We start from the raw sequence: 20190 nt of genomic DNA on the forward strand, positions 1-20190 counted from the left end.
TTAAAAAAGTACATTAGCTTTGTCATCAACGGTTTACTCATTCCTTTTTAAGGCGTTCACGTTTTCTACCGGAGCTATGCTTTTAGCTACTGTTTCTGTAGACAAAGGTGCTTTTTCTAATGGAGAAATAGAAAATTGGGCCATCCTTGCGGATACACTAAAAGAGGATACTACGCGGAAAAATATAGACAAGTCGGGGAGCCAGATCATCACCCGGTGGAAGGATTACTACAATAATCGCTTCGCGCAGCCCAGGCCAAGATCGCCTTTTTACCTTCGTGAGCCCGCGAATATTTCCACTACCATCTTACGGGACAGTACGGGTAAGATTGCCATTACCGAAAAAATCGCTACGCCCACAGGTAATCTTGATTTCCGTGCTCCGGAAAGTATGGACATGGATTCGTACAACAAGACCATGGAAGATCGGGCTTTTAAGAGTCTGATGCGGGAGTATGCAGGCAGACAGGACGGAAAAAGTGCCATGGGCGCCAGGGGCCTGTTGCCGAAACTGGATATTCCTCCTTCCCTTTCAAAGCTGCTGGGTGACGACTTCATGAATTTCAAACCCACGGGGTTTGTGTCGCTTGACCTGGGTGTAAGAAGCCAGTTCAATGACGATCCCACAAAACCGATCAGGCAAAGAAAGGTTACCAATTTTATATTTGATGAGCAGATCAGTATCAATTTTGATGCTAAAATGGGTGAACAGCTTGGCTTCCTAACCAATTTCGACACCAAGGCGAATTTCAATTTTGAGAATGCACTTAAGCTCAACTACAAAAATCCGGAGGAAAGTTTTATCCGAAAAATTGAGGCGGGGAATATCAACTGGGCGATAAACAGCCAGTTGATTCCTGGTGTCCAAAATCTGTTTGGTTTAAAAACCGACTTCCAGTTTGGCAAGTTAAGTGCCACCTTTGTGGCTTCCGAGCAAAAATCCAGTAAAGAAAGAATTGTTTTAAGGGGCGGAGCGCAAAGCCGTGATTTCGAGATACGTGCAGATACGTATGATGAAAACCGAAATTTCTTTCTATCTCAGTATTTCCGTAATATTTACGAAAGTTCCTTGAAATCGATCCCGGTGATCCTCTCGGGCGTACAGGTAACGAGGATGGAGGTGTACATCACCAACCGCACCACCACAACCGAAACCCTGCGAAACGTGGTCGGATTTTCCGATTTAGGCGAACCCCGCCCGTACAAAACCAATGCATTGATTCAACCCATAATGCCAAATGAACCGGCTTCAAATGCTTCGAATGGTTTATACAAGGCGTTAAGTAACAATTCAAATTTTCGTCAGGTTGATAATACCAACTCCGCACTAACCAATCTCGGGCTGGTAAAGACAGAGGATTATGAATTGTTGAGAGGAGCCAAAAAACTTGTTGCTGACCGGGATTACACCTTTAATTCTCAGCTTGGCTATATTTCGCTAACCAACACCCTCCGAAATGATGAGGTGCTGGCCGTGGCTTACGAATACACATTGAACGGCCGGGCGTATAAGGTTGGAGAGTTGACGGAGGATTATTTGTCACGTAAGGACGATGAGGTCATTGCCCTTAAATTATTGAAATCTTCCACGATTCGTAACAATACCAAGCTTCCGATGTGGAACCTGATGATGAAGAACATTTATTCATTGGGGACTAATCAGATCGACAAGCTCGGATTTCAGCTGAGGGTGATCTACAAAGATGACCTTACCGGAGTAGATAACCCCACGCTGCAAACCAGTAATCTTCGTGACATACCCCTGATTCGCCTGATGGGGCTCGACCGGCTCAATCAGGTTAATGACCCTCAGCCAGATGGAAATTTCGATTTCGTGGAGGGAATTACCATTGATTCCAAAACGGGCAGGATCATTTTTCCGGTTCTAGAACCATTTGGATCCACACTGTCGGCAAAATTCGATTCGGATGCAGATCGGAGCAAATACGTTTTCAACGAGTTGTATCAGACGACCATGATCGATGCCCAGCAGGTATCGGAAAAGAATAAGTTCTTTCTCAAAGGTTCTTATCAGTCGAGCAATGGTACGGAGGTGGTTTTGCCTTACGGCGTTTTGGAAACTTCGGTAACCGTTACTTCTGGAGGCGTTCCTTTGTCTCCAGGTTCCGATTATCTGGTCGAGGCGCAGATAGGCCGGGTGCGTTTGCTCAATCAGAGTGTGCTCAATTCAGGAAGAGAGATTGTGATCGAATTTGAACGCCCGGATATGTTCCAGAATCAGAGGCGTTCCTTGCTGGGTACCCGCCTGGACTACGTTGCCAACCGTAATTTGAGCCTTGGTTTCACGGCGATGAAATACCGTGAGCGCCCTGCAGGGTATCTTACGCGTGTGTCGATCGGCAATGAGCCGGTAAATAACACGATGCTTGGATTTGATATCAATTTCAGGAAGGATATGCCCTGGCTGACCAAACTCATTGACAAGCTACCATTACTTCAGACGAAGGAAATGTCTTCGATTCAGTTTAAGGCAGAGGTGGCCAAATTGTTTCCCGGTGTAACCAAAGATGTGAACAACCGATCGCTTGTGGATGATTTTGAATCCACGCGCACGGTGTATGATCTGGCACGCCAGCCACAGAAATGGAGGCCCGGTGCAGTGCCAGGAAGGCTGGTGCGTGACAGAGGATTAAGTGGAAAGACATTGGAGTACAACTACAACCGGGCTAAAATTTCGGCCTATACGGTTGATAATATCTTCGGTGGTCCGCAGGGCCTTGGCGGAGGGTATCAGCCTCCTACCAACCTTACTGAAGCGGATAAACGTAATTATTATGAAAAGTTATTTCTGCCCACCGACATTTTTCCTAACCGTTCTATTTCCGGGCTTATAAATTATCCTCAGAATATCCTGGATATTGCTTATTATCCCAAAGAGCGTGGCATGTACAATTATAATCCTGCCCTGGAGTCCGATGGACGTCTCAGCAGGCCTATTGAAAACTTTGGTGTATTAAGCAGGGCGATCACGTCGGACAACGATTTTGATAATGCCAATATCGAAAGTATCGAATTTTGGATGCTGGATCCTTTTATAAAGGGGCCAGATGGCAGGATTATGGACGGATTTGAAAATGCAACCCAGGACGGCAGAAGAGGTGGTAAACTCATTTTTCACCTGGGCGATATTTCGGAAGATGTTATTCCGGATGAAAGATACAATTTTGAAAATGGGCTGCCGATTGTAGATAAAAAAATTGGTGAGAACGTAGAAAGGACGATCTGGGGAGACGCTCCGAAGTCGCAATACCTGATTAACGCCTTCAGTAATGGTGGAGGCGCACGGGCTAAGCAGGATGTTGGGTTTGACGGACTCAGCAATGAAGAAGAGCGGGCGTTTTTTAAGGAAAGTTTTCTGGATCGTTTGCCAGCTAACCTGTCCAGCGAAGCCAGGGAAAAAATTATACAGGATCCATCCGGGGATGATTTTAAGTTTTTCCTGGGGCCGGAGCTCGACGAAGCCGACGCAAAAGTGCTTCAGCGTTACAAGGACTATGTGGGGGTAGAAGGCAACTCTCCCGAAAGCCTGGGTAACTCGAATGCCGTCACACCGGCGTCCACCAACGTGCCTGATGCAGAGGATATGAATGTGGACAACACCATCAACGACAATGAGAGCTATTATGAATATGAGATCAATCTACAGCCCGATAACATTGGGATAGGTAATAATTATGTAGTTGATAAAACGGTATCTTCCGATGGGCAGAACTGGTATTTGTTCAGAGTACCGGTAAAGGAATTTACGGACAAGTTTGGAGCCATCAATGGATTCAAGTCCATTCGTTTTATGCGCATGTACCTCACCGAGTTTGACAGGCCGGTTGTACTACGTTTTGCTCAGATGCAGATGGTTGGGCAGCAGTATCGTAAATATACCGCCAACCTGGATGCCGCGGGGCTTCAGGAAGTTCCTGAACCTTACGATGCCAAGTTTACGGTAGGTACTGTAAGCATTGAAGAGAATAGCCAGGCTAGTAACGAGGGTAATAAGTATACCTATAAATTGCCTCCAGGATGGAATAGGGACCTTGATAATACCCAGCGTCCGCCATTGCAACTGAATGAGCAGTCCATGAGCTTGTGTGTGACGGATTTGCGGCACGGGGATTCCCGGGCGGTATTCAAAAACGTGAACCTGGACCTGATGTTCAGAAAGAGGCTTCGCATGTACATTCACATGCAAAGCGACAATGCCAATAACAATGAACAGGTGGGAGCCTTCATGCGTATCGGAACCGACCTTACGCAAAATTACTATGAGATTGACATTAGCAAGTTGCTGGCAACGAAACCAGGAGACCTTAACGAGGCTGATATCTGGCCATCCGGCAATGAACTGAATATCGCGCTGGCTGATCTGATCCGGGTTAAATCGGAGCGGAACCGACAAATTGACAAAAATCAAAGTATTCCTTATTTCATTGATGTAGACGGCAGGCGGCTTACCGTGGTGGGTAACCCCGATCTGAGTTCCATTCGCGTGATGATGATTGGGGTTCGTAATCCCAAGACCAGCCAGGAAAGGGCCAAAAGCTTCTGTATCTGGGTGAATGAAATGCACGTTGAAGGATTCGATGAAACCGGGGGGATTGCGGCCATAGCTCAGCTGAATGCCAAACTTGCTGACTTTGCTACGGTTTCAGCCTCAGGTCGTATCGAAACTTTTGGATTTGGGTCGGTGCAGCAAAGAATAGGCGAGCGGTCCCGAAACTTCACCACGGACTATGGGGTTTCGTCCAACATACTTCTCGATAAATTACTGCCCCAAAACTGGGGTTTCAGCATACCCGTTTTTGTAAGTTATGATCAGCATGTCGTCAAGCCTCATTTTGATCCGCTTAATCCCGACACGCCTTTATCTACCTCCCTTGACAACCTGCGGTCCTCCGAAGAACGGGATGGCTATCGACGGCTCGTTGAGGAACGAGCCGTGAAACGCGGAATTAATTTTTCCAACGTTCGGAAAATAAAGACGAAGCCCGGCGCGAAAAACCATTTCTACGATTTTGAAAACTTATCCTTTACCTATGCTTTCAGCGACGAAAACCGGCGAAATATCCTGACTCAGGAATATTCGCAACGGATGTTTAAAGGCGGTATTTCTTACATTTACAATAGTCAGCCCAAGGCATTCGAACCATTTAAAAAATGGAAATCCACAAGCCGGTGGACGGAGCTGATCAGAGACTTTAACGTCACACCGCTTCCCAACCTGGTGTCGATCCGTACAGATGTGGACCGTCGTTTTACCCGGACGCAACTACAAAATTCGCAGCAGACCAGTGATGGAAGGACGATTATCACAGCGGAGGGAATTCAGCCTTTATATGAAAAATACTTCTGGTTCAACCGGTATTATGATCTGGGCTGGAACCTCACCCGCAACAGTACATTTTCTTACAACTCGGTAGCCAATTCCATTATCGACGAGCCGGAAGGGGATATCAATTCTCAGGAAAAGAAGGATTCCCTTTGGACCAATTTTAAAAACCTGGGGCGTGTCAAGAATTTCGATCAGAAACTGAAACTTACCTACCGGCTACCATTGGACAAAACACCGCTGACCGATTGGATGAAGGCGGACTATACACATTCGGTTGGATACAGTTATCAGGCCAACGCACTGGGTTTGCGGGATTCAAGTGATGTTTTGTTTGGTGATATTATCCGTAACAGCCGCGAAATGGGAATCACCGGGCAGGTGGACTTTGTGATGCTTTACAACAAGCTGCGGTACCTGAAATTTGCCAATTCACCCAACGCAGTGAGGAAGAACTTTGCCCGGAGCCCGGGTGACGTGGAGGATATTGATCTGCGATCGAGTAATGTGTTGAAAAACGTGACCAGGATGCTCATGACTGTTCGGGGAATTAACGTCAGTTATTCTCAGCTCGAGACTACGGCGTTACCTGGATATGTGGGTGGTGCACCGGAGTATTTTGGGGTGAACAATGCAAACAGGTCCCAGCTACTCCCGTTTGTACTGGGTCAACAGGACAGGAATTTTCAGCGAAAAGCCGAGGCAAACAACTGGCTTACAAAAAGTGTCCAGCAAAACCAGCCTTTCCAGCAAACAATTCAAAAAATATTCTCAGCCAATACTTCTCTGGAACCTTTGAAAGATCTGAGAATACAGCTTGAGATACGTAAAACGCGTCAGGACGCCTACCAGGAATTTTATCGTCCCAGTGCCGTAAATGCACCGTTCGAAAGCCAGAATTCTTTACGCAACGGGCAATTCAGCATGTCGTTTATGTCGTTCCGCACCGCTTTTGCTAAAGCCAGGCATGATAACTCCTCTCCCGTTTTCGACAAATTCAAAGCGTACCGGGGTGCCATGGTCAGAAGGCTCAACCGCGACAACCCGGACAATACGGGATACTATGACATCAATTCGCAGGACGTATTGATTGCCGCTTTTTTTGCCGCTTATTCCGGCAAGGATACAGCAACGGTGAGCATCAATCCGTTTCTGAAATTCCCGATGCCCAACTGGCAGGTGGACTATACCGGTCTCGCACAGTTGCCGATGTTCAAAAAGATATTCAGTTCGTTTTCTATTTCGCATAAATACACATCCACGTATAGCGTAGGAAATTATACATCGTCGCTGGGCTTCGAGGCCGATTATGTCAACCTGGCGGTGATGAACTACCCCTTGTCGCGTGTGCTGGACAATTCTGTAAATAAACTGCAGTACGTACCGGTTTTCTCCATGAGTACGATTACCATGGTTGAGAAATTCTCACCTTTGATCGGGGTGCGTTTCAGGACACAAAGCAGGATTACCGGTAGTATTGATTACAATCGCGACCGAGCCATAGCGCTTCAATTTTCCAATGCCCTTGTTTCGGAACTTTTCAACCAGGATCTGACTGTAAGTTTAGGCTTTACGAAAAACAATGTTCCGCTTCCGTTCAAAATCAACGGAGTCAAAAAGAAACTTAAAAATGATATGACTTTCCAGCTTGGCATGACTTTCCGTGACACCCGGGATATCCGACGAAAATTCGGATCTACCAATTCGCTTGGCATAGAGACGGAGCAGGAAAATATAATCACGGCTGGTAACATCAATTTCCAGTTACACCCGACCGTTAATTATGTGGTCAACAACAGGCTGAGCTGCCAGTTTTATTTTGACAGGACGTTTTTTGATCCATTTGTGTCCAACCAGTTTTACAGAAGGAGCACATCCGGGGGTGTTCAGTTGAAATTCAATCTTGCGGAATAACATACCGATTTGGAAAATACGTCTTACATAGTGTAATTTGCGGGCGCAAACGTTTCAGAACTTACTCCCATTAAAACATGAATTTCCCAGCAGAACTTAAGTACACAGAAGACCACGAATGGATACGGATTGAGGGCGATGTGGCATTTATCGGAATCACGGATCACGCCCAACATGAATTGGGGGATATTGTGTATGTCGATATTAATACGGTTGGGGATTCATTGGGAAAAGGGGACGTGTTTGGTTCAGTTGAAGCTGTGAAAACAGTTTCAGATTTATTCATTCCTGTAGCAGGAACTGTACTTGAGGTAAATGAAGAATTGGACGCAGAGCCTGAACTCGTCAATTCGGATCCCTATGGCCGGGGATGGATGGTTAAAATCAGCATGGCCGATGCAAGTGATGTAGAAGGGTTACTTTCCGCAGAGGATTATGAAAAATTTATAGGTTGATGTAAATATTCAAGCTCCTCAGGGAGCTTTTTTTTTGGAAATTTAACAACGGGAATTACCGGAGTTTTCCGGGACAGACAAAAATGAAAGTATTAATTCGCTCGGTTCGTATCGTTGATAAAATATCTCCATTCAATGGACAGATAAAAGATATACTGATTGAAGATGGCAAAATAAAGCAGATTGGTGAAAATCTGGATGGTTCCGGCATGGACATCAAGGAAGGAAGTAATGTGTGCGTTTCCCCGGGATGGGTCGATATGCGCGTGGCTTCTCGTGACCCTGGATTTGAACACAAGGAAGATCTGACCTCGGTACGCCTTGCTGCTTCAAAAGGAGGGTTTACCGAAATTGTTCTTTTGCCCAACACCGAACCCGTTGTACACAGTAAGGACACTCTCAACTACATCAAACAATCTGGCTTGGGAGGTCTGGTTAAGTTACATGTTACCGCATCGGTAAGCAGAAAGGCCGAAGGAGTAGACTTCACAGAGATGATTGATTTGCATCGTGCGGGAGCGGTGGCTTTCACGGATGGAGAGCATCCGGTTCAAAATGCGGACCTGTTTCTTAAAACGATCCTCTATTTACAGCCCTTGGATGCTTTGCTGATGAACCGGCCCGAGGATCGGCAGCTCACCTTGTATGGGCAAATGCACGAAGGGGTTGCGAGCACACTCACCGGCATGAAGGGCATGCCTTCACTGGCAGAGGAAATGATGCTCACCCGTGATCTGAAATTACTCGCTTATGCCCTTGAGAAAAATTCAAAGAGCCAATTTTCAAAACCGGCATTACATGTGTCGTTAATCTCAACAGCCCGGAGCGTTGCGCTGATAAGAGAAGCCAAGGCACAGGGATTGCCCGTTTCCTGCGATGTAGCGGCCCATCAGCTGGCCTATACGGATGCTGACCTGATGGACTTCGATACCAATCTTAAGGTTAATCCCCCATTCCGGCAAGCGAATGATCATGTTGCGATACGTGCTGGACTGTTGGACGGTACCATCGATGCTATTGTGTCGGATCATAATCCGCATGATGAAGAATGCAAAAACCTGGAGTTTGACCATGCAGACTTTGGTATTACGGGTTTAGAAACTGCTTTTTCACTGGCGGTAATGCATACAGGATTGCCTGTGGAAGAGATTGTAGATAAGCTCACCGTGCAGCCGAGACACATTTTGCGGTTGCCAGCGTTGTTTATAGGTGAGGGCCAGGCTGCGAACCTGACTTTTTTCGAAGCGGAATCGGATTGGGTCTTTGAAAAATCATTCTCCAAATCAAAAAATACGCCCTTTCTGGGCAAAACACTCAAGGGGAAGGTGACTGGCGTGATCAACAACAATCGTTTAGAATGGTTTGATTAACTTTGCCTTTTGTCGGCGTAGCTTACATAGCTATACCGGCTTGGAAATTTCACAGTAAAAACAGAATTGCAAAAGCCAATGACTCAGGTTGTAGGTTAATTGCTTATTATTTATGCAATCTATAATCGACTATTTTAATAAACCGCTCTTAAAAGTTTCGCTCGCATTTGGTGCGATCACAGGTTTGCTGGCGTTTATATTCTTTCTGGGACTCTATTTTCTGGGTGTGATACCCCTGGGGAATCATAAAGTGCTTGATTTTGGCATTCACATCATCCTGATAGCCGTCTGCTGCTGGTATTACCGAAAGTATGTGGGGAATGGATTTCTTCATCTATGGGAGGCGCTTACTTTGGGCTATGTGGTCAATTGTGTTGCGGCATTGATTAACGGATGGCTTATCTATCTGTTTATTACTTTTGTGGATCCCGCTACATTTACCAGTTATGTTGATGAAATGATTCAATTACTGGATTCGGGTAAAGCACAATTGATCAAAGACATCACCGAGCCGGAGTTTACGAAAATGTATAAAGAGATCCAATCCATGCAGCCATCGGTGGTGATTAAAGATGAAGTGAGTAAAAAAATGATGATGGGCATCATTCCGATACTGGTCATCTCACTGATTTTCAGAAAGCAGGACTACGGTGTGTTTCATCAGAAGTAATTAACCAAGGATTGTCCACAACATAAATTAACTAACAACATGGAAGAGAAGGTTTCAACTGCCCGAATTGCCCTTAAGTATGGTGTGCTTGCATCTGTGGTGATCATGGTATTCACTACAATAATCAATGTAACCGGACAATCCCAAAATAAGTGGCTGACATCTCTGTCTTTCGTCTTTATGATTGTCGGGATCGTTGTGGCGATGAAGTCGTTTAAGGAAGAAAACAAAGGATTCATGACTTATGGAGAAGGCCTCGGACTGGGTAGCCTGGTCTCGGCCATTATGGGGCTGCTGGGCTCCACTTTCAGTGTTCTTTACAACAAATTTATCGATCCCACCATCATCACGCAGGCAATGGATACGGCCCGTTCTGAAATGGAGTCTAAAGGAATGGATGATGCACAGATAGATCAGGCGATGGCTATGTCGGAGAAATTTATGTCTCCTGGAGTGCTGTTCGCGTTTGGCGTGATCGGATCTCTTATGGTAGGCTTTGTATTATCGCTGATTATTGCTGCAATACTTCGCAAGGACAAACCCGTTTTTGATTAGCGGAGTGCCCGGCAGGATTATTCGTTCTCATTTTTCGTTTTTACCGTGTTCGCTATTTTTCAAAAGGAAATCGGGAGTTTTTTTAATTCGCTGATTGCGTATATCGTAATGGCGGTATTCCTCATTTCTATAGGATTGATCGTTTGGGTATTCCCGGGTTCAAACGTGCTGGAGTACGGATATGCCGACCTGAATTCTTTTTTTAGTTTGGCTCCTTACGTGCTTATCTTTCTTATACCTGCTATTACCATGCGTTCCATCGCGGAGGAAAGTCGCAATGGTACCCTCGAACTGCTACTTACCAAGCCTTTGCTCAATCGGGACCTGATCCTGGGGAAGTTTTTTGCAAACTGGCTGCTGGTGCTGATCACGATTGCTCCTACGATACTGTACTACATCAGTATTTATTTGTTGGGTAATCCCGTCGGTAATGTTGACTCTGCCGCTGTTTTCGGCTCTTATATAGGATTGTCATTGTTCAGCGGGGTTCTGGTGTCGATGGGAATCTGGGCATCGGCCCTGAATGACAATCAGATCGTCGCTTTCGTACTCGGCGTCTTCCTTGCTTTTATCTGGTATGTTGGATTTGGTTCACTTGCTTCCCTTTTTGGGGAGGGGATATTTGCCCAGTTGTTTTCCTGGCTGGCGCTCGACGAACAGTATCGTGCTTTGGGAAGGGGCCTTGTAGACTCACGCAACCTGGTTTATCTTTTGACACTGATCACTTTTTTCCTTACAATTACCTATTGGCGAATCGAGACCCTTCGCAAATAAGGGCATTGGATTATGTGTACCTTCTGTGACAATTGGTTGTTACAAAAAGCGTATCCGCAATATTTCTGCTTGCATTGATCCATAATGGTGCATTCGTCGTATATGATTGAAACACACTAAAATTATGAAGAATACTAGGCAGTACCAGTTTGGCGATTCCGCCAATAGCGGCTAATTGAGATACGTACCCAATAAATTGTCTTGGGTGTATCAAGATCTTCGGAAATTTCGGTAGCTTGCCATTAAGAAATTTACAATTAACTGTTAAGCGACTCTTGGCGACTAGCAAAATTAAGTATTCAGAAGATGAATTGGTGTCTGCGCTGAAAAGGAACGAGCGGACAGCCTTTGATTTTCTTTACGATCATTATTCCGGGGCTTTGTTTAATATTATTACTAAAACACTCAGAGACGAAGAACGTGCTGCTGATGTTTTACAGGAATCTTTCCTGAAGATCTGGAAAAATATAGCCTCCTACAATCCTGAAAAAGGAAGACTTTTTACATGGATTTTGAACATCGCCAGAAATGGTGCCATTGATGCTGTCCGCATGGAGGGAAGAAAGCCCGCAATGGATGACATTGATGACAGAGCCGTTCAGAATGAACCGGACGCGGGTCAGGAGTCCATGGTAAGCAGTTCAGAGATGAAAGCAATTATTAATATGCTTCGACCAGAAAGGAAAATCCTGATTGACATGGCCTATTTTCAGGGTTACACGCACGAAGAAATTTCGGAGGAATTGAACATACCATTAGGTACGGTCAAATCGAGGATACGCACGGCTTTACAAGAGTTAAAAAATTATTTTGCAGTATGAATATTCAAGCCTACATAGAGTCCGGTATATTAGAGGAATATGTATTGGGCACTGTTTCTTCTCAGGAGAAGCAGGAGGTTGAATGTATGTCACACATTTATCCTGAAATTAAAGCAGAGCTTTTACGCACCGAGGATGCACTCGAACAATATGCACTTAAATACCAGACGCCGCCACCGGCTTCTTTGAAAGAATCACTATTTGCTCAAATGACCTTTGGCGAAGAAGGCAAGGAATCACATGAAAAGGGGAGCGCGCTACCGTTGGATTCGGTGGGAGAAGTGACACCCTCTGCGGAAGTAAACGATGTTTCTGATAAAAATGAATATATCAATGTGGTCGCCAATGTTTTCGACCGTGTAGAAACCAAGATCGTTACACCTGCATGGGCCAAACTTGCCATTGCGGCTTCGGTGTTACTCGCATTGTTTGCAGGGTGGGCCGGTATGCAAATGTCGGAATTGAAAACAGCAGTTGCTTCGGCAACCAGCGAAAACCAGGAACTGGCTTTCCAAATGGAAACAGTGAAAAAGGTATATGCTTACAAGGAGTCACTGGCAAGTCTCTACAGAAGCCCTGATTTTAAAGTGATTAAAATGACTGGAATTCCTACAAAATCACCTGAAAGTGTTGTAGCGGCCTTTTGGAACCAGCAGACAAATGAAGTGATGATTGATGTACAAAAACTGCCGCCTGCGCCCAGTGGCAAGCAATATCAGCTATGGAGTATTGTCGACGGAGCTCCGGTGGATATTGGTATGCTGGACCAGGATTTTCAGGGAAAAGTGTTGACTATGAAACACACCAAAACGGGTTCGGTGGCGTTTGCAATAACACTGGAGAAGTCGGGAGGCAGTCCCGTACCCACGATGGATGAAATGTATGTAATGGGTAAGGTTTAAGAATTATATATGAAGATTGAATGGCTCGCACCGGATTTTTCGGTGTGAGCTTTTTTTATAAAAATACTTGCTTTTTGCTGTGCAAACACCTTTCTTACTGTTAACTTGACCTTTCAGGGCTGAATTTGTAAAATGAAAAGAAGAGATTTTTTAGGTAGCGTAGTTATTGGTGCCGGGGCTATAGGCACTGAGCGGGAAAATGGTACAAGGGTGGTCCGGGCAGATAACCCTGATGCCCATAATAGTTTGTCGGCAGATGTGGTGATTGCCGGTGGCGGGCTGGGAGGCTGTGCTGCTGCATTGGCTGCGCTGCGAAATAATCTCTCCGTGATACTGACAGAAGAGACGGACTGGATCGGGGGCCAGCTTTCGCAGCAGGGCGTACCGCCGGACGAGCATCAATGGATTGAAACACACGGCGCCACTGCACTTTACAGGGATTACAGAGCTGCTGTGAGACAGTATTATCTCCGGCACTACCCGTTGACGGATGATGCCAAATCCCGTAAAAATCTCAATCCGGGTGATGGAGCAGTATCCCGATTGTGTCATGAGCCAAGGGTTGCTGTTGCCGTATTAAATGACCTGTTTGCTCCCTTCATCAGTGCCGGTAAACTTACACTGCTGTTGGAACATAAAGTGAAGAAAGCGGAGAAGAGCGCTCATAAGGTACGCTCCCTTGATGTATTGGATCTGAGAACTAAAAAAGTCACCACGCTTAGTGCTCCGTATTTCGTTGATGCCACAGAGCTGGGAGATCTTTTGCCTTTAACCGGAACGGATTTTGTGACTGGCACGGAATCAAGCAGTGAAACCGGGGAGCTTCATGCTCCTGCAACCAGTAATCCGAAAAATGTTCAGGCGTTCACAGTATGCTTCGCTATCGACTATCTGGCGGGCGAAAATCATGTCATTGACAAGCCGAAGGAGTATGAGTTCTGGAGAAACTATGTGCCAAAAATGTCGAAACCCTGGTCGGGGAAACTGCTTAGTCTTTCTTATTCCAATCCCAAAACTCTGGAACCGAAAATGTTGGGTTTCCATCCGGAAGGGATACCCACGGGAGATAAGCTGAACTTATGGTTGTATCGGCGCATCATTAGTAAACGAAATTTCAAGGATGGGTTTTATCCTGGTGATATCACCATAGTGAACTGGCCCCAAAACGATTACTTCCTGGGGGATCTGATTGGGGCAAGTGAAGAAGAGTTTACCAAATATGTGAACAGTGCAAAGCAGCTTAGTTTATCGCTATTGTACTGGCTTCAGACAGAAGCGCCAAGGCCGGATGGTGGAAAGGGGTGGCCTGGAATTCGTTTGAGAAAGGACGTCATGGGCACTGAGGATGGACTGGCCAAGTATCCGTATGTGCGTGAGTCAAGGAGAATTAAAGCCGTATTTACGATCAAAGAAGAACATGTAGGTGCGGCACAGCGTGCAATGATTACCGGTAAGGAACATAATTCGGCTGCGACGTTTTATGATAGCGTAGGTGTAGGATACTACCATATTGATCTACACCCTTCCAGTGACGGAGATAATTACATTGATTTTGCTTCTTTGCCTTTTCAGATACCATTGGGCGCCCTGCTGCCTGTGAAAACGGTAAATATGTTACCAGCCAACAAAAACATTGGTACCACACACATCACCAATGGTTGTTACCGGTTGCATCCTGTTGAATGGAGTATCGGTGAGTCGGTAGGGCTTTTGATCAAATATGCCTTAGACAAAAAAGTAACACCACATGCTGTGCGTGAAAATGCCGGGCTGTTGAAGGGATTTCAGGAATTTATCAGGTCGCAGGGCGTGGAAACAGAATGGCCAAAACAATGATCAATGGTTGGGCCTAGACATCGAAAATGTCCTTCACAAGGATTTCGAAACCGTCAATTGCTTTTGAGTGGATGGTTTCCGATTCTGTGAAGGGTTTTAGACCAATAAACGCACCGGATTCATTCAGTACATATACCAGAACGATTCTATCATTTGGTTCAACCAGCCAATATTCCAGTACACCGTTCTCCTGGTATATCTCAAATTTTTCATTCATCTCCATGTCCGTGTTACCAGGAGATAATACTTCCACAACAAGATCGGGAGCCCCATTACACCCTTTTGAATCGATTTTGTCGTGAGAACATACAACACAAATATCAGGTTGAACAACCGTATATATTTTACTTGAATCCAGTCTTTTCAAGGGAGAAAGCCTTACGTCGAAAGGAGCAACGAATACTTTGCAGGAATTACGATAAAGGTAGTTGCTTATTTGACGGAAAATCTCACCAACATACAACTGGTGTCGTGTGGCGGGAGCAGGAGACATTTTAAAAATTTTCCCCTTAATCAGCTCAATCCGGTCTTCAATCTGCCATTTCAAATAATCGGCATAGCTATAGGTAGCGTTCAGGTCGAGTTGATCTAAGCTTGTAATTTTCATAATATCAGCTTGGTTTTGGCAAAAACAAATATAGCCAAAACCAAGCTGTCTTATCTATTTCTTTTCCATGGCCTGTTTCAAAGCCAATGTGGTGGTGTAGTATTTTGCGAGCATGTTGGGCACTTCCCATTCAGGTAATTTGCCGGCTTTAAGATACTCCATGTATTTGTTGGCAACCTGCGCGAAATGCGATTCGTGTCCTGTTTCGTATTTGGCAGGAATGGTAATTTCCCATCCGGCGGAATTCTTTTTCAGTTCGATGCCGGGAAATTTCTCCTGGATTGTCTTGAAGTTTCTGGTCAAAACTTCTTCATATCCTTTGCTTTTGTCTGCCGACTCGATGTAAAGAACGGGCTTGTATTTCTGGTCTTTTCCCTGGCGAACGATCAGGTTGGCCTTTGAGCCCTTCATGATGGAGTAGTGCGTATCACCTGTTCCTTCGGGTGCCTGGAAATTCCATATTACGGATACTTTTGCGTGTACACCTTTAAGCGTGTAATTCAGTTCTCCGTTTGAGTAAACGCTCAAAGTCGTATCCATCACGTCTTTGCTCAGGAAATCCGGAAACTTATCGCTTTTGGTGACCAGTTTGAATTGCGATGGCGTCAGCTTTGTAGCCGAACGCTTGGTCGATAGTATCTGAATGTCCTTCATATAATCCAGTGTCACATTTGGAAAACAGCTCCACTGCACCAGATCCACAAGGTGCGTGGTAACATCCACCATACCTTCTCCCTGCTGCTTCACGTCGAAGAACCAGGTAGGACGTACCAGGGGCTCTCCGGATATGTATTTGAAAAAATGATGCACACTTTCCTTTACCACCGATGGATTTTGAGGTGTGCCTTTCTGAAGCTCGCCGAATACTTCCGGCAGTGCCGCCAGTTCGCGCTGTAAAGTATTGGTGATTTCGTAACGTTCCGTCATGATATCATAGAGCAGCACTTTATTTTTATCAGCGCTGGCAAATGCCTCTTTGAGTAGTTCGAAGCCGGGAGAGTCAATCGCCATCGGTTTATCGGCCAGTACGTTCAAGCCAGCATCCACGGATTGTTTGATGAAATCCGTTTTTTTCTGATTATTACCTGCAAGTACAACCAGGTTTCCCTTCTTTTCAGAAAGCATTTTTTCCATAAAATCCGCACCGGTATAAACCTCTTCTTTCCATCTTGTGGGATCCTCCGGGCGTGTATTGTATTTTTCAACTTTATCAAGATACGCTTTTACATCAGGACCTTCGGAAGCGTAGACGTGTACGACGGAATCCACATCGCCGTACATGGATTTTTGAACCAGGGCAGCATGGAAATGGCCAGGTTCTACGACGAGTAACTTTAAGGGTTTTTCATTCACTTTTTCTTCTTCCTTTTTGGTACACCCCTGATTCAGCATCAATAATCCTATCAATGCAACGGTTAATGATTTGCCCTTCATTTTTTTTAGCTATTAGCTGTTAACAATTAGGTTTTTGCCCGGACTTGCTTGCGGTTTGGATCAATCATTCATTCATCCAACCTGAGAAAGCACTAAGCTTGTACAAAAGACGAAGTTTGTTCCAATCTCCCCGCACTGGCTTTGTCGATAAACAATACTGCGTTTGGATGTGTTCTGAGGATGGTAGATGGATACAGCTCCTGAATGTCGTCTTCAATGGTGTGATAAATGGCATCTGCTTTCTTTTCACCTGGTACGATGCAGAATGCAAAGCCGGATTTTAATAAAGCGGGGATCGTAACAGTCAACGCATTGGTGGGGACGAGGTCAAGCGTAGCGAAGCAGCCATCATTTACCTGCTGTTGCCGGCAGGCGAGGTCAAGTTCAACCTGCTTAACGATCAAAGGGTCTTCAAAAAAGGCCACATGCGGGTCGTTGAATGCGAGGTGGCAGTTTTCGCCTATGCCCAGGCAGACGATGTCTGTGGGGTATTGGGTGAGAAGCGTTGCGTACCGGCTGCACTCTGCGTCCAGGTCTGCCGCATTACCGTTAAGATAATGAATTGATTTCAGAGGGATTTTGTCAAATAACCGAACTTTAAGAAAGTAACCGAAACTCTGAGGTGCATCGCCTGGCAGGTCGGCGTATTCGTCCATGTGAAATGCATTGACTCGTTTCCAGTCAATATCTTTCTCTTCCAATAAGCCGGTAAGGAACTCATTTTGTGAAGGTGCCGATGCAAAAATGATATTTATTTCTTCTTTGGAATGTAACAACTCCCTGATTTTTTCAGCAACTGTCCGGGCCGCCAGCTCTCCCATAAGCTGCCTGTTTTCAAGTATTTTGACTTCTAATTGATCCGCTTTCATCTGAGCTTCCTTAAATAGTATGGTAATGGTATAATTTTATAATTTCTGATATACAATTCGTCCTTGTACAATGGTTGTTTTTATATTGATCTGATCATCGAAGATGAGCACATCTGCGTCCTTGCCTGATACAAGTGAACCCTTCCGGTTGTCGACGCCCATGATTCTGGCTGGGGTTGCAGTAATCATTCTGACAGCGTCAATCAGCGACACATCGGCCATGCCCATCATTGTTCTCACCAGTCGATCCGCTGTGGATACGCTTCCGGCAAACGAGCTGCGATCAGGAAGTTTGGCCACGCCATCTTCTACGATGACTTTCAGCCCTGTTTCCAACGGCCCGAGCACGCTATCTCCCTCGGGCATTCCTGCTGCACGCATGGCATCTGTGATCAAAGCCGTTTTATCTGCTCCTTTAATCTTATACACCAGTTTCAGTAAGGGTGCGGGAAGGTGCACGCCATCTGCTATGATTTCTACATCCATATCCAGCAAATAGGCACTTTCTATGGTTCCTGCGTAACGGAATGCATTTTTTCGGGTTACTCCGGACATGGCGGAGTAAAGGTGTGTTGCCAGAGAGTAACCGTTTTCATAGGCTTCAAGAACTTCTTCGTAGATCGCGTCCGTATGTGCCACCGCGGCCAGGATATTTTTCTCACGAAGTCGTTTGCCGAAAGCAATGGCACCTGGCAACTCTGGCGCTGCACTCCATCTGGCGATGGAAGAGGAGTAAGCCAGGATTTCTTCATACTCAGCCGGGTCGGGATTACGGATGTACCTTGGATCCTGAGCACCACGCTGACTGACTGCAAAGTATGGACCTTCCAGATGCATACCCAAAAACTGCGCACCCAACTGGTTTTTTTTGTTCGCGGTTTCGTAAATGTCCAGCGTTTTCAAAAGATCCTCTTTTTCGCTTGTCAGTGTAGTTGGGACCATAGCAGTGGTACCGTATCGCGCATGGATTTCAGCTATTTTTAAAAAAGCTTCCTCGGTTCCGTCCATGAAATCATATCCACCGCCTCCATGGATATGGAGGTCGATGAAGCCGGGTGCGATGTAGTTGCCTTTTGCATCAATTTCCAGGGCATCCGCAACTTCAATATTTTGTTCGGTAACTTCTGAAATACGGCCATCCTGAATAATTACCGTACCGTTGCGAATGATCCGGTAAGGTGTAATGATGTGTCCGTTGAATATTTTAATTGTCATTAATGTGTTTTTCAAATCTGGATTAAGCTTGCGCTACGCCCGCCACCGGTACGGGATAATTGCCATTCTGATCGGGCATGGATGGGGGCTGAGCATCCCAGGAAAGTTTTTGAGGAACAATACTGATATCGGACTTCAAGGCGGTGTCCCATTCGATCACCTGCCCGGAGTGGGCAGCCATTCTACCCATGATGGTTGCCATGGTGCTTTTTGCACCCCATTCCGTGTCATTGATCAGCTTGCCCGTCCGGATGCTTTCGAAGAATTTATCGTGCTCGAGCTGGTAAGGGTTATGTACTATTTTGGGGTCTCGTTTCCAGATCACGTTGCCTTTGTAGTCTTTAAGACCCGTAGCCAGATCTCCCGAACCTTTGGTTCCCAAAAAGAAAAAACCATTTCTCTTCTCGGTTCCATCAATGTGCCTGATTTCGCTGTGCAATTTACTGCCATCGGCATATTCGTACTCTATATAAAAGTGATCGTATACATCACCATTGTCGGGACCTTTAAACGCCTGACGCCCGCCTACTCCTTGTGCTTTTACGGGGTAGCCGCCTTTAACCCAGTTGACGACATCGTCGTTGTGAATCTGAAGTCCGGCTGGTGAGCCAGCCCATAGCCAGTTGAAATAGCGCCAGTTTCTAACCTGATACTCCATTTCGGTCCAGCCTGGTTTGCGTGGTACCAGGTTGATGTGGCCAATCATGTAATAGCACGAAGACGAAATGACATCGCCAATAGCACCGTTCTTGATCTGATTGACGAATTCCTGTGTAGTGGGGTCATAACGGTTTTGCAAACCCACTACGACCGAAAGTTTTTTCTTAGCTGCCAATTCTCCGGTTGCCAGTATTTTACGAATACCCGGTGCATCGGATGCCAGCGGTTTTTCCATAAATACATGTTTAGAGGCTTTTACAGCTGCTTCGAAATGATCGGGTCGGAAAGGGGCAGGGGTAGCGAGCAATACCACATCGGCCAGGTCAATGGCTTTTTGGTAGGCGTCAAATCCAACAAATTTTGCAGCTTCAGGCACGTCGACCTGGTCTTTTATTTTAGGGATTTTGGTTAAATGGAAATACGTCTCATCAAGCTGATCACGGAAAACATCTGCCAGGGCTACGAGTTTCACATTTTTCGAGGTCATCAGCGCCTGCGCAGCCGCACCAGCACCCCGTTTTCCACAGCCGATCAATGCGATTTTTAAGACATCATTATTCGAATTGTTCAGAAACACTTTGGATGGGGCCGGGGTGACCAGCATACCGCCCAAAGCAATGGATGAACTTTTTATAAAATCACGCCGATTGGAATGAAAATCGCCTGAAAGGTCTGTTTTGTTGTCCATAATCGTGACAGTAAATGATGTATTTAAAAAGTTTGTATGCTTTAAAGTTTGCCAGTTGGCACCAACTAGGTCTTAA

General features: G+C 45.6%; 14 protein-coding genes. 9 read left to right on the top strand and 5 right to left on the bottom strand.

Annotated features, from left to right (window positions below; all coding sequences use genetic code 11):
* Positions 1–19: 19 nt before the first annotated feature.
* The 9 genes from sprA to DYADSP32_RS23135 all read left to right on the top strand — a co-directional run bounded on the left by sprA (position 20) and on the right by DYADSP32_RS23135 (position 14641).
* Positions 20–7258, top strand: a complete 7239-nt coding sequence (gene sprA / locus DYADSP32_RS23095; protein WP_149240551.1) for a cell surface protein SprA — start codon at positions 20–22, stop codon at positions 7256–7258.
* A gap of 77 nt (positions 7259–7335) precedes the next feature.
* Entirely contained in the window at positions 7336–7713 is a 378-nt protein-coding gene (gene gcvH / locus DYADSP32_RS23100) for a glycine cleavage system protein GcvH (protein ID WP_149240550.1), read from the top strand.
* An 83-nt stretch (positions 7714–7796) separates the two neighbouring features.
* Positions 7797–9083: a dihydroorotase gene (locus DYADSP32_RS23105; RefSeq protein ID WP_149240549.1), complete on the top strand. Its 1287-nt coding sequence runs from the start codon at positions 7797–7799 to the stop codon at positions 9081–9083.
* Between the two features lie 112 nt (positions 9084–9195).
* Positions 9196–9753, top strand: a complete 558-nt coding sequence (locus tag DYADSP32_RS23110) for a DUF4199 domain-containing protein (RefSeq protein WP_149240548.1) — start codon at positions 9196–9198, stop codon at positions 9751–9753.
* 39 nt (positions 9754–9792) lie between these two features.
* The gene (locus DYADSP32_RS23115) at positions 9793–10308 is read left to right on the top strand and encodes a DUF4199 domain-containing protein (protein WP_149240547.1); all 516 of its coding nucleotides are present in this window, start codon (positions 9793–9795) and stop codon (positions 10306–10308) included.
* A 45-nt stretch (positions 10309–10353) separates the two neighbouring features.
* The gene (gene gldF / locus DYADSP32_RS23120; protein WP_149240546.1) at positions 10354–11082 is read left to right on the top strand and encodes a gliding motility-associated ABC transporter permease subunit GldF; all 729 of its coding nucleotides are present in this window, start codon (positions 10354–10356) and stop codon (positions 11080–11082) included.
* A 275-nt stretch (positions 11083–11357) separates the two neighbouring features.
* Entirely contained in the window at positions 11358–11903 is a 546-nt protein-coding gene (locus DYADSP32_RS23125) for an RNA polymerase sigma factor (protein WP_414617991.1), read from the top strand.
* On the top strand, positions 11900–12805 hold the full coding sequence (locus DYADSP32_RS23130) for an anti-sigma factor (protein WP_149240544.1): 906 nt from the start codon (positions 11900–11902) through the stop codon (positions 12803–12805). Before DYADSP32_RS23125 ends, DYADSP32_RS23130 begins: the two co-directional genes overlap by 4 nt.
* Positions 12806–12937: 132 nt before the next feature.
* Positions 12938–14641 (top strand): FAD-dependent oxidoreductase, encoded by a 1704-nt coding sequence (locus DYADSP32_RS23135; RefSeq protein WP_149240543.1) that lies wholly within the window; start codon positions 12938–12940, stop codon positions 14639–14641.
* 13 nt (positions 14642–14654) lie between these two features.
* Here DYADSP32_RS23135 and DYADSP32_RS23140 read toward each other — a convergent pair whose 3' ends face one another.
* The 5 genes from DYADSP32_RS23140 to DYADSP32_RS23160 all read right to left on the bottom strand — a co-directional run bounded on the left by DYADSP32_RS23140 (position 14655) and on the right by DYADSP32_RS23160 (position 20114).
* The gene (locus tag DYADSP32_RS23140; RefSeq protein ID WP_414617992.1) at positions 14655–15248 is read right to left on the bottom strand and encodes a Uma2 family endonuclease; all 594 of its coding nucleotides are present in this window, start codon (positions 15246–15248) and stop codon (positions 14655–14657) included.
* Between the two features lie 54 nt (positions 15249–15302).
* Positions 15303–16682, bottom strand: coding sequence for a putative oxidoreductase C-terminal domain-containing protein (locus DYADSP32_RS23145; RefSeq protein ID WP_149240542.1), 1380 nt, complete (start codon positions 16680–16682; stop codon positions 15303–15305).
* Between the two features lie 92 nt (positions 16683–16774).
* Positions 16775–17551 (bottom strand): glucosamine-6-phosphate deaminase, encoded by a 777-nt coding sequence (locus DYADSP32_RS23150; protein ID WP_149240541.1) that lies wholly within the window; start codon positions 17549–17551, stop codon positions 16775–16777.
* 36 nt (positions 17552–17587) lie between these two features.
* Positions 17588–18766, bottom strand: a complete 1179-nt coding sequence (gene nagA, locus DYADSP32_RS23155; protein WP_149240540.1) for an N-acetylglucosamine-6-phosphate deacetylase — start codon at positions 18764–18766, stop codon at positions 17588–17590.
* A 22-nt stretch (positions 18767–18788) separates the two neighbouring features.
* Entirely contained in the window at positions 18789–20114 is a 1326-nt protein-coding gene (locus tag DYADSP32_RS23160; protein WP_149240539.1) for a Gfo/Idh/MocA family protein, read from the bottom strand.
* Between the last annotated feature and the right edge of the window lie 76 nt (positions 20115–20190).

The organism is Dyadobacter sp. 32 (assembly GCF_902506755.1).
Lineage (GTDB): Bacteria > Bacteroidota > Bacteroidia > Cytophagales > Spirosomataceae > Dyadobacter.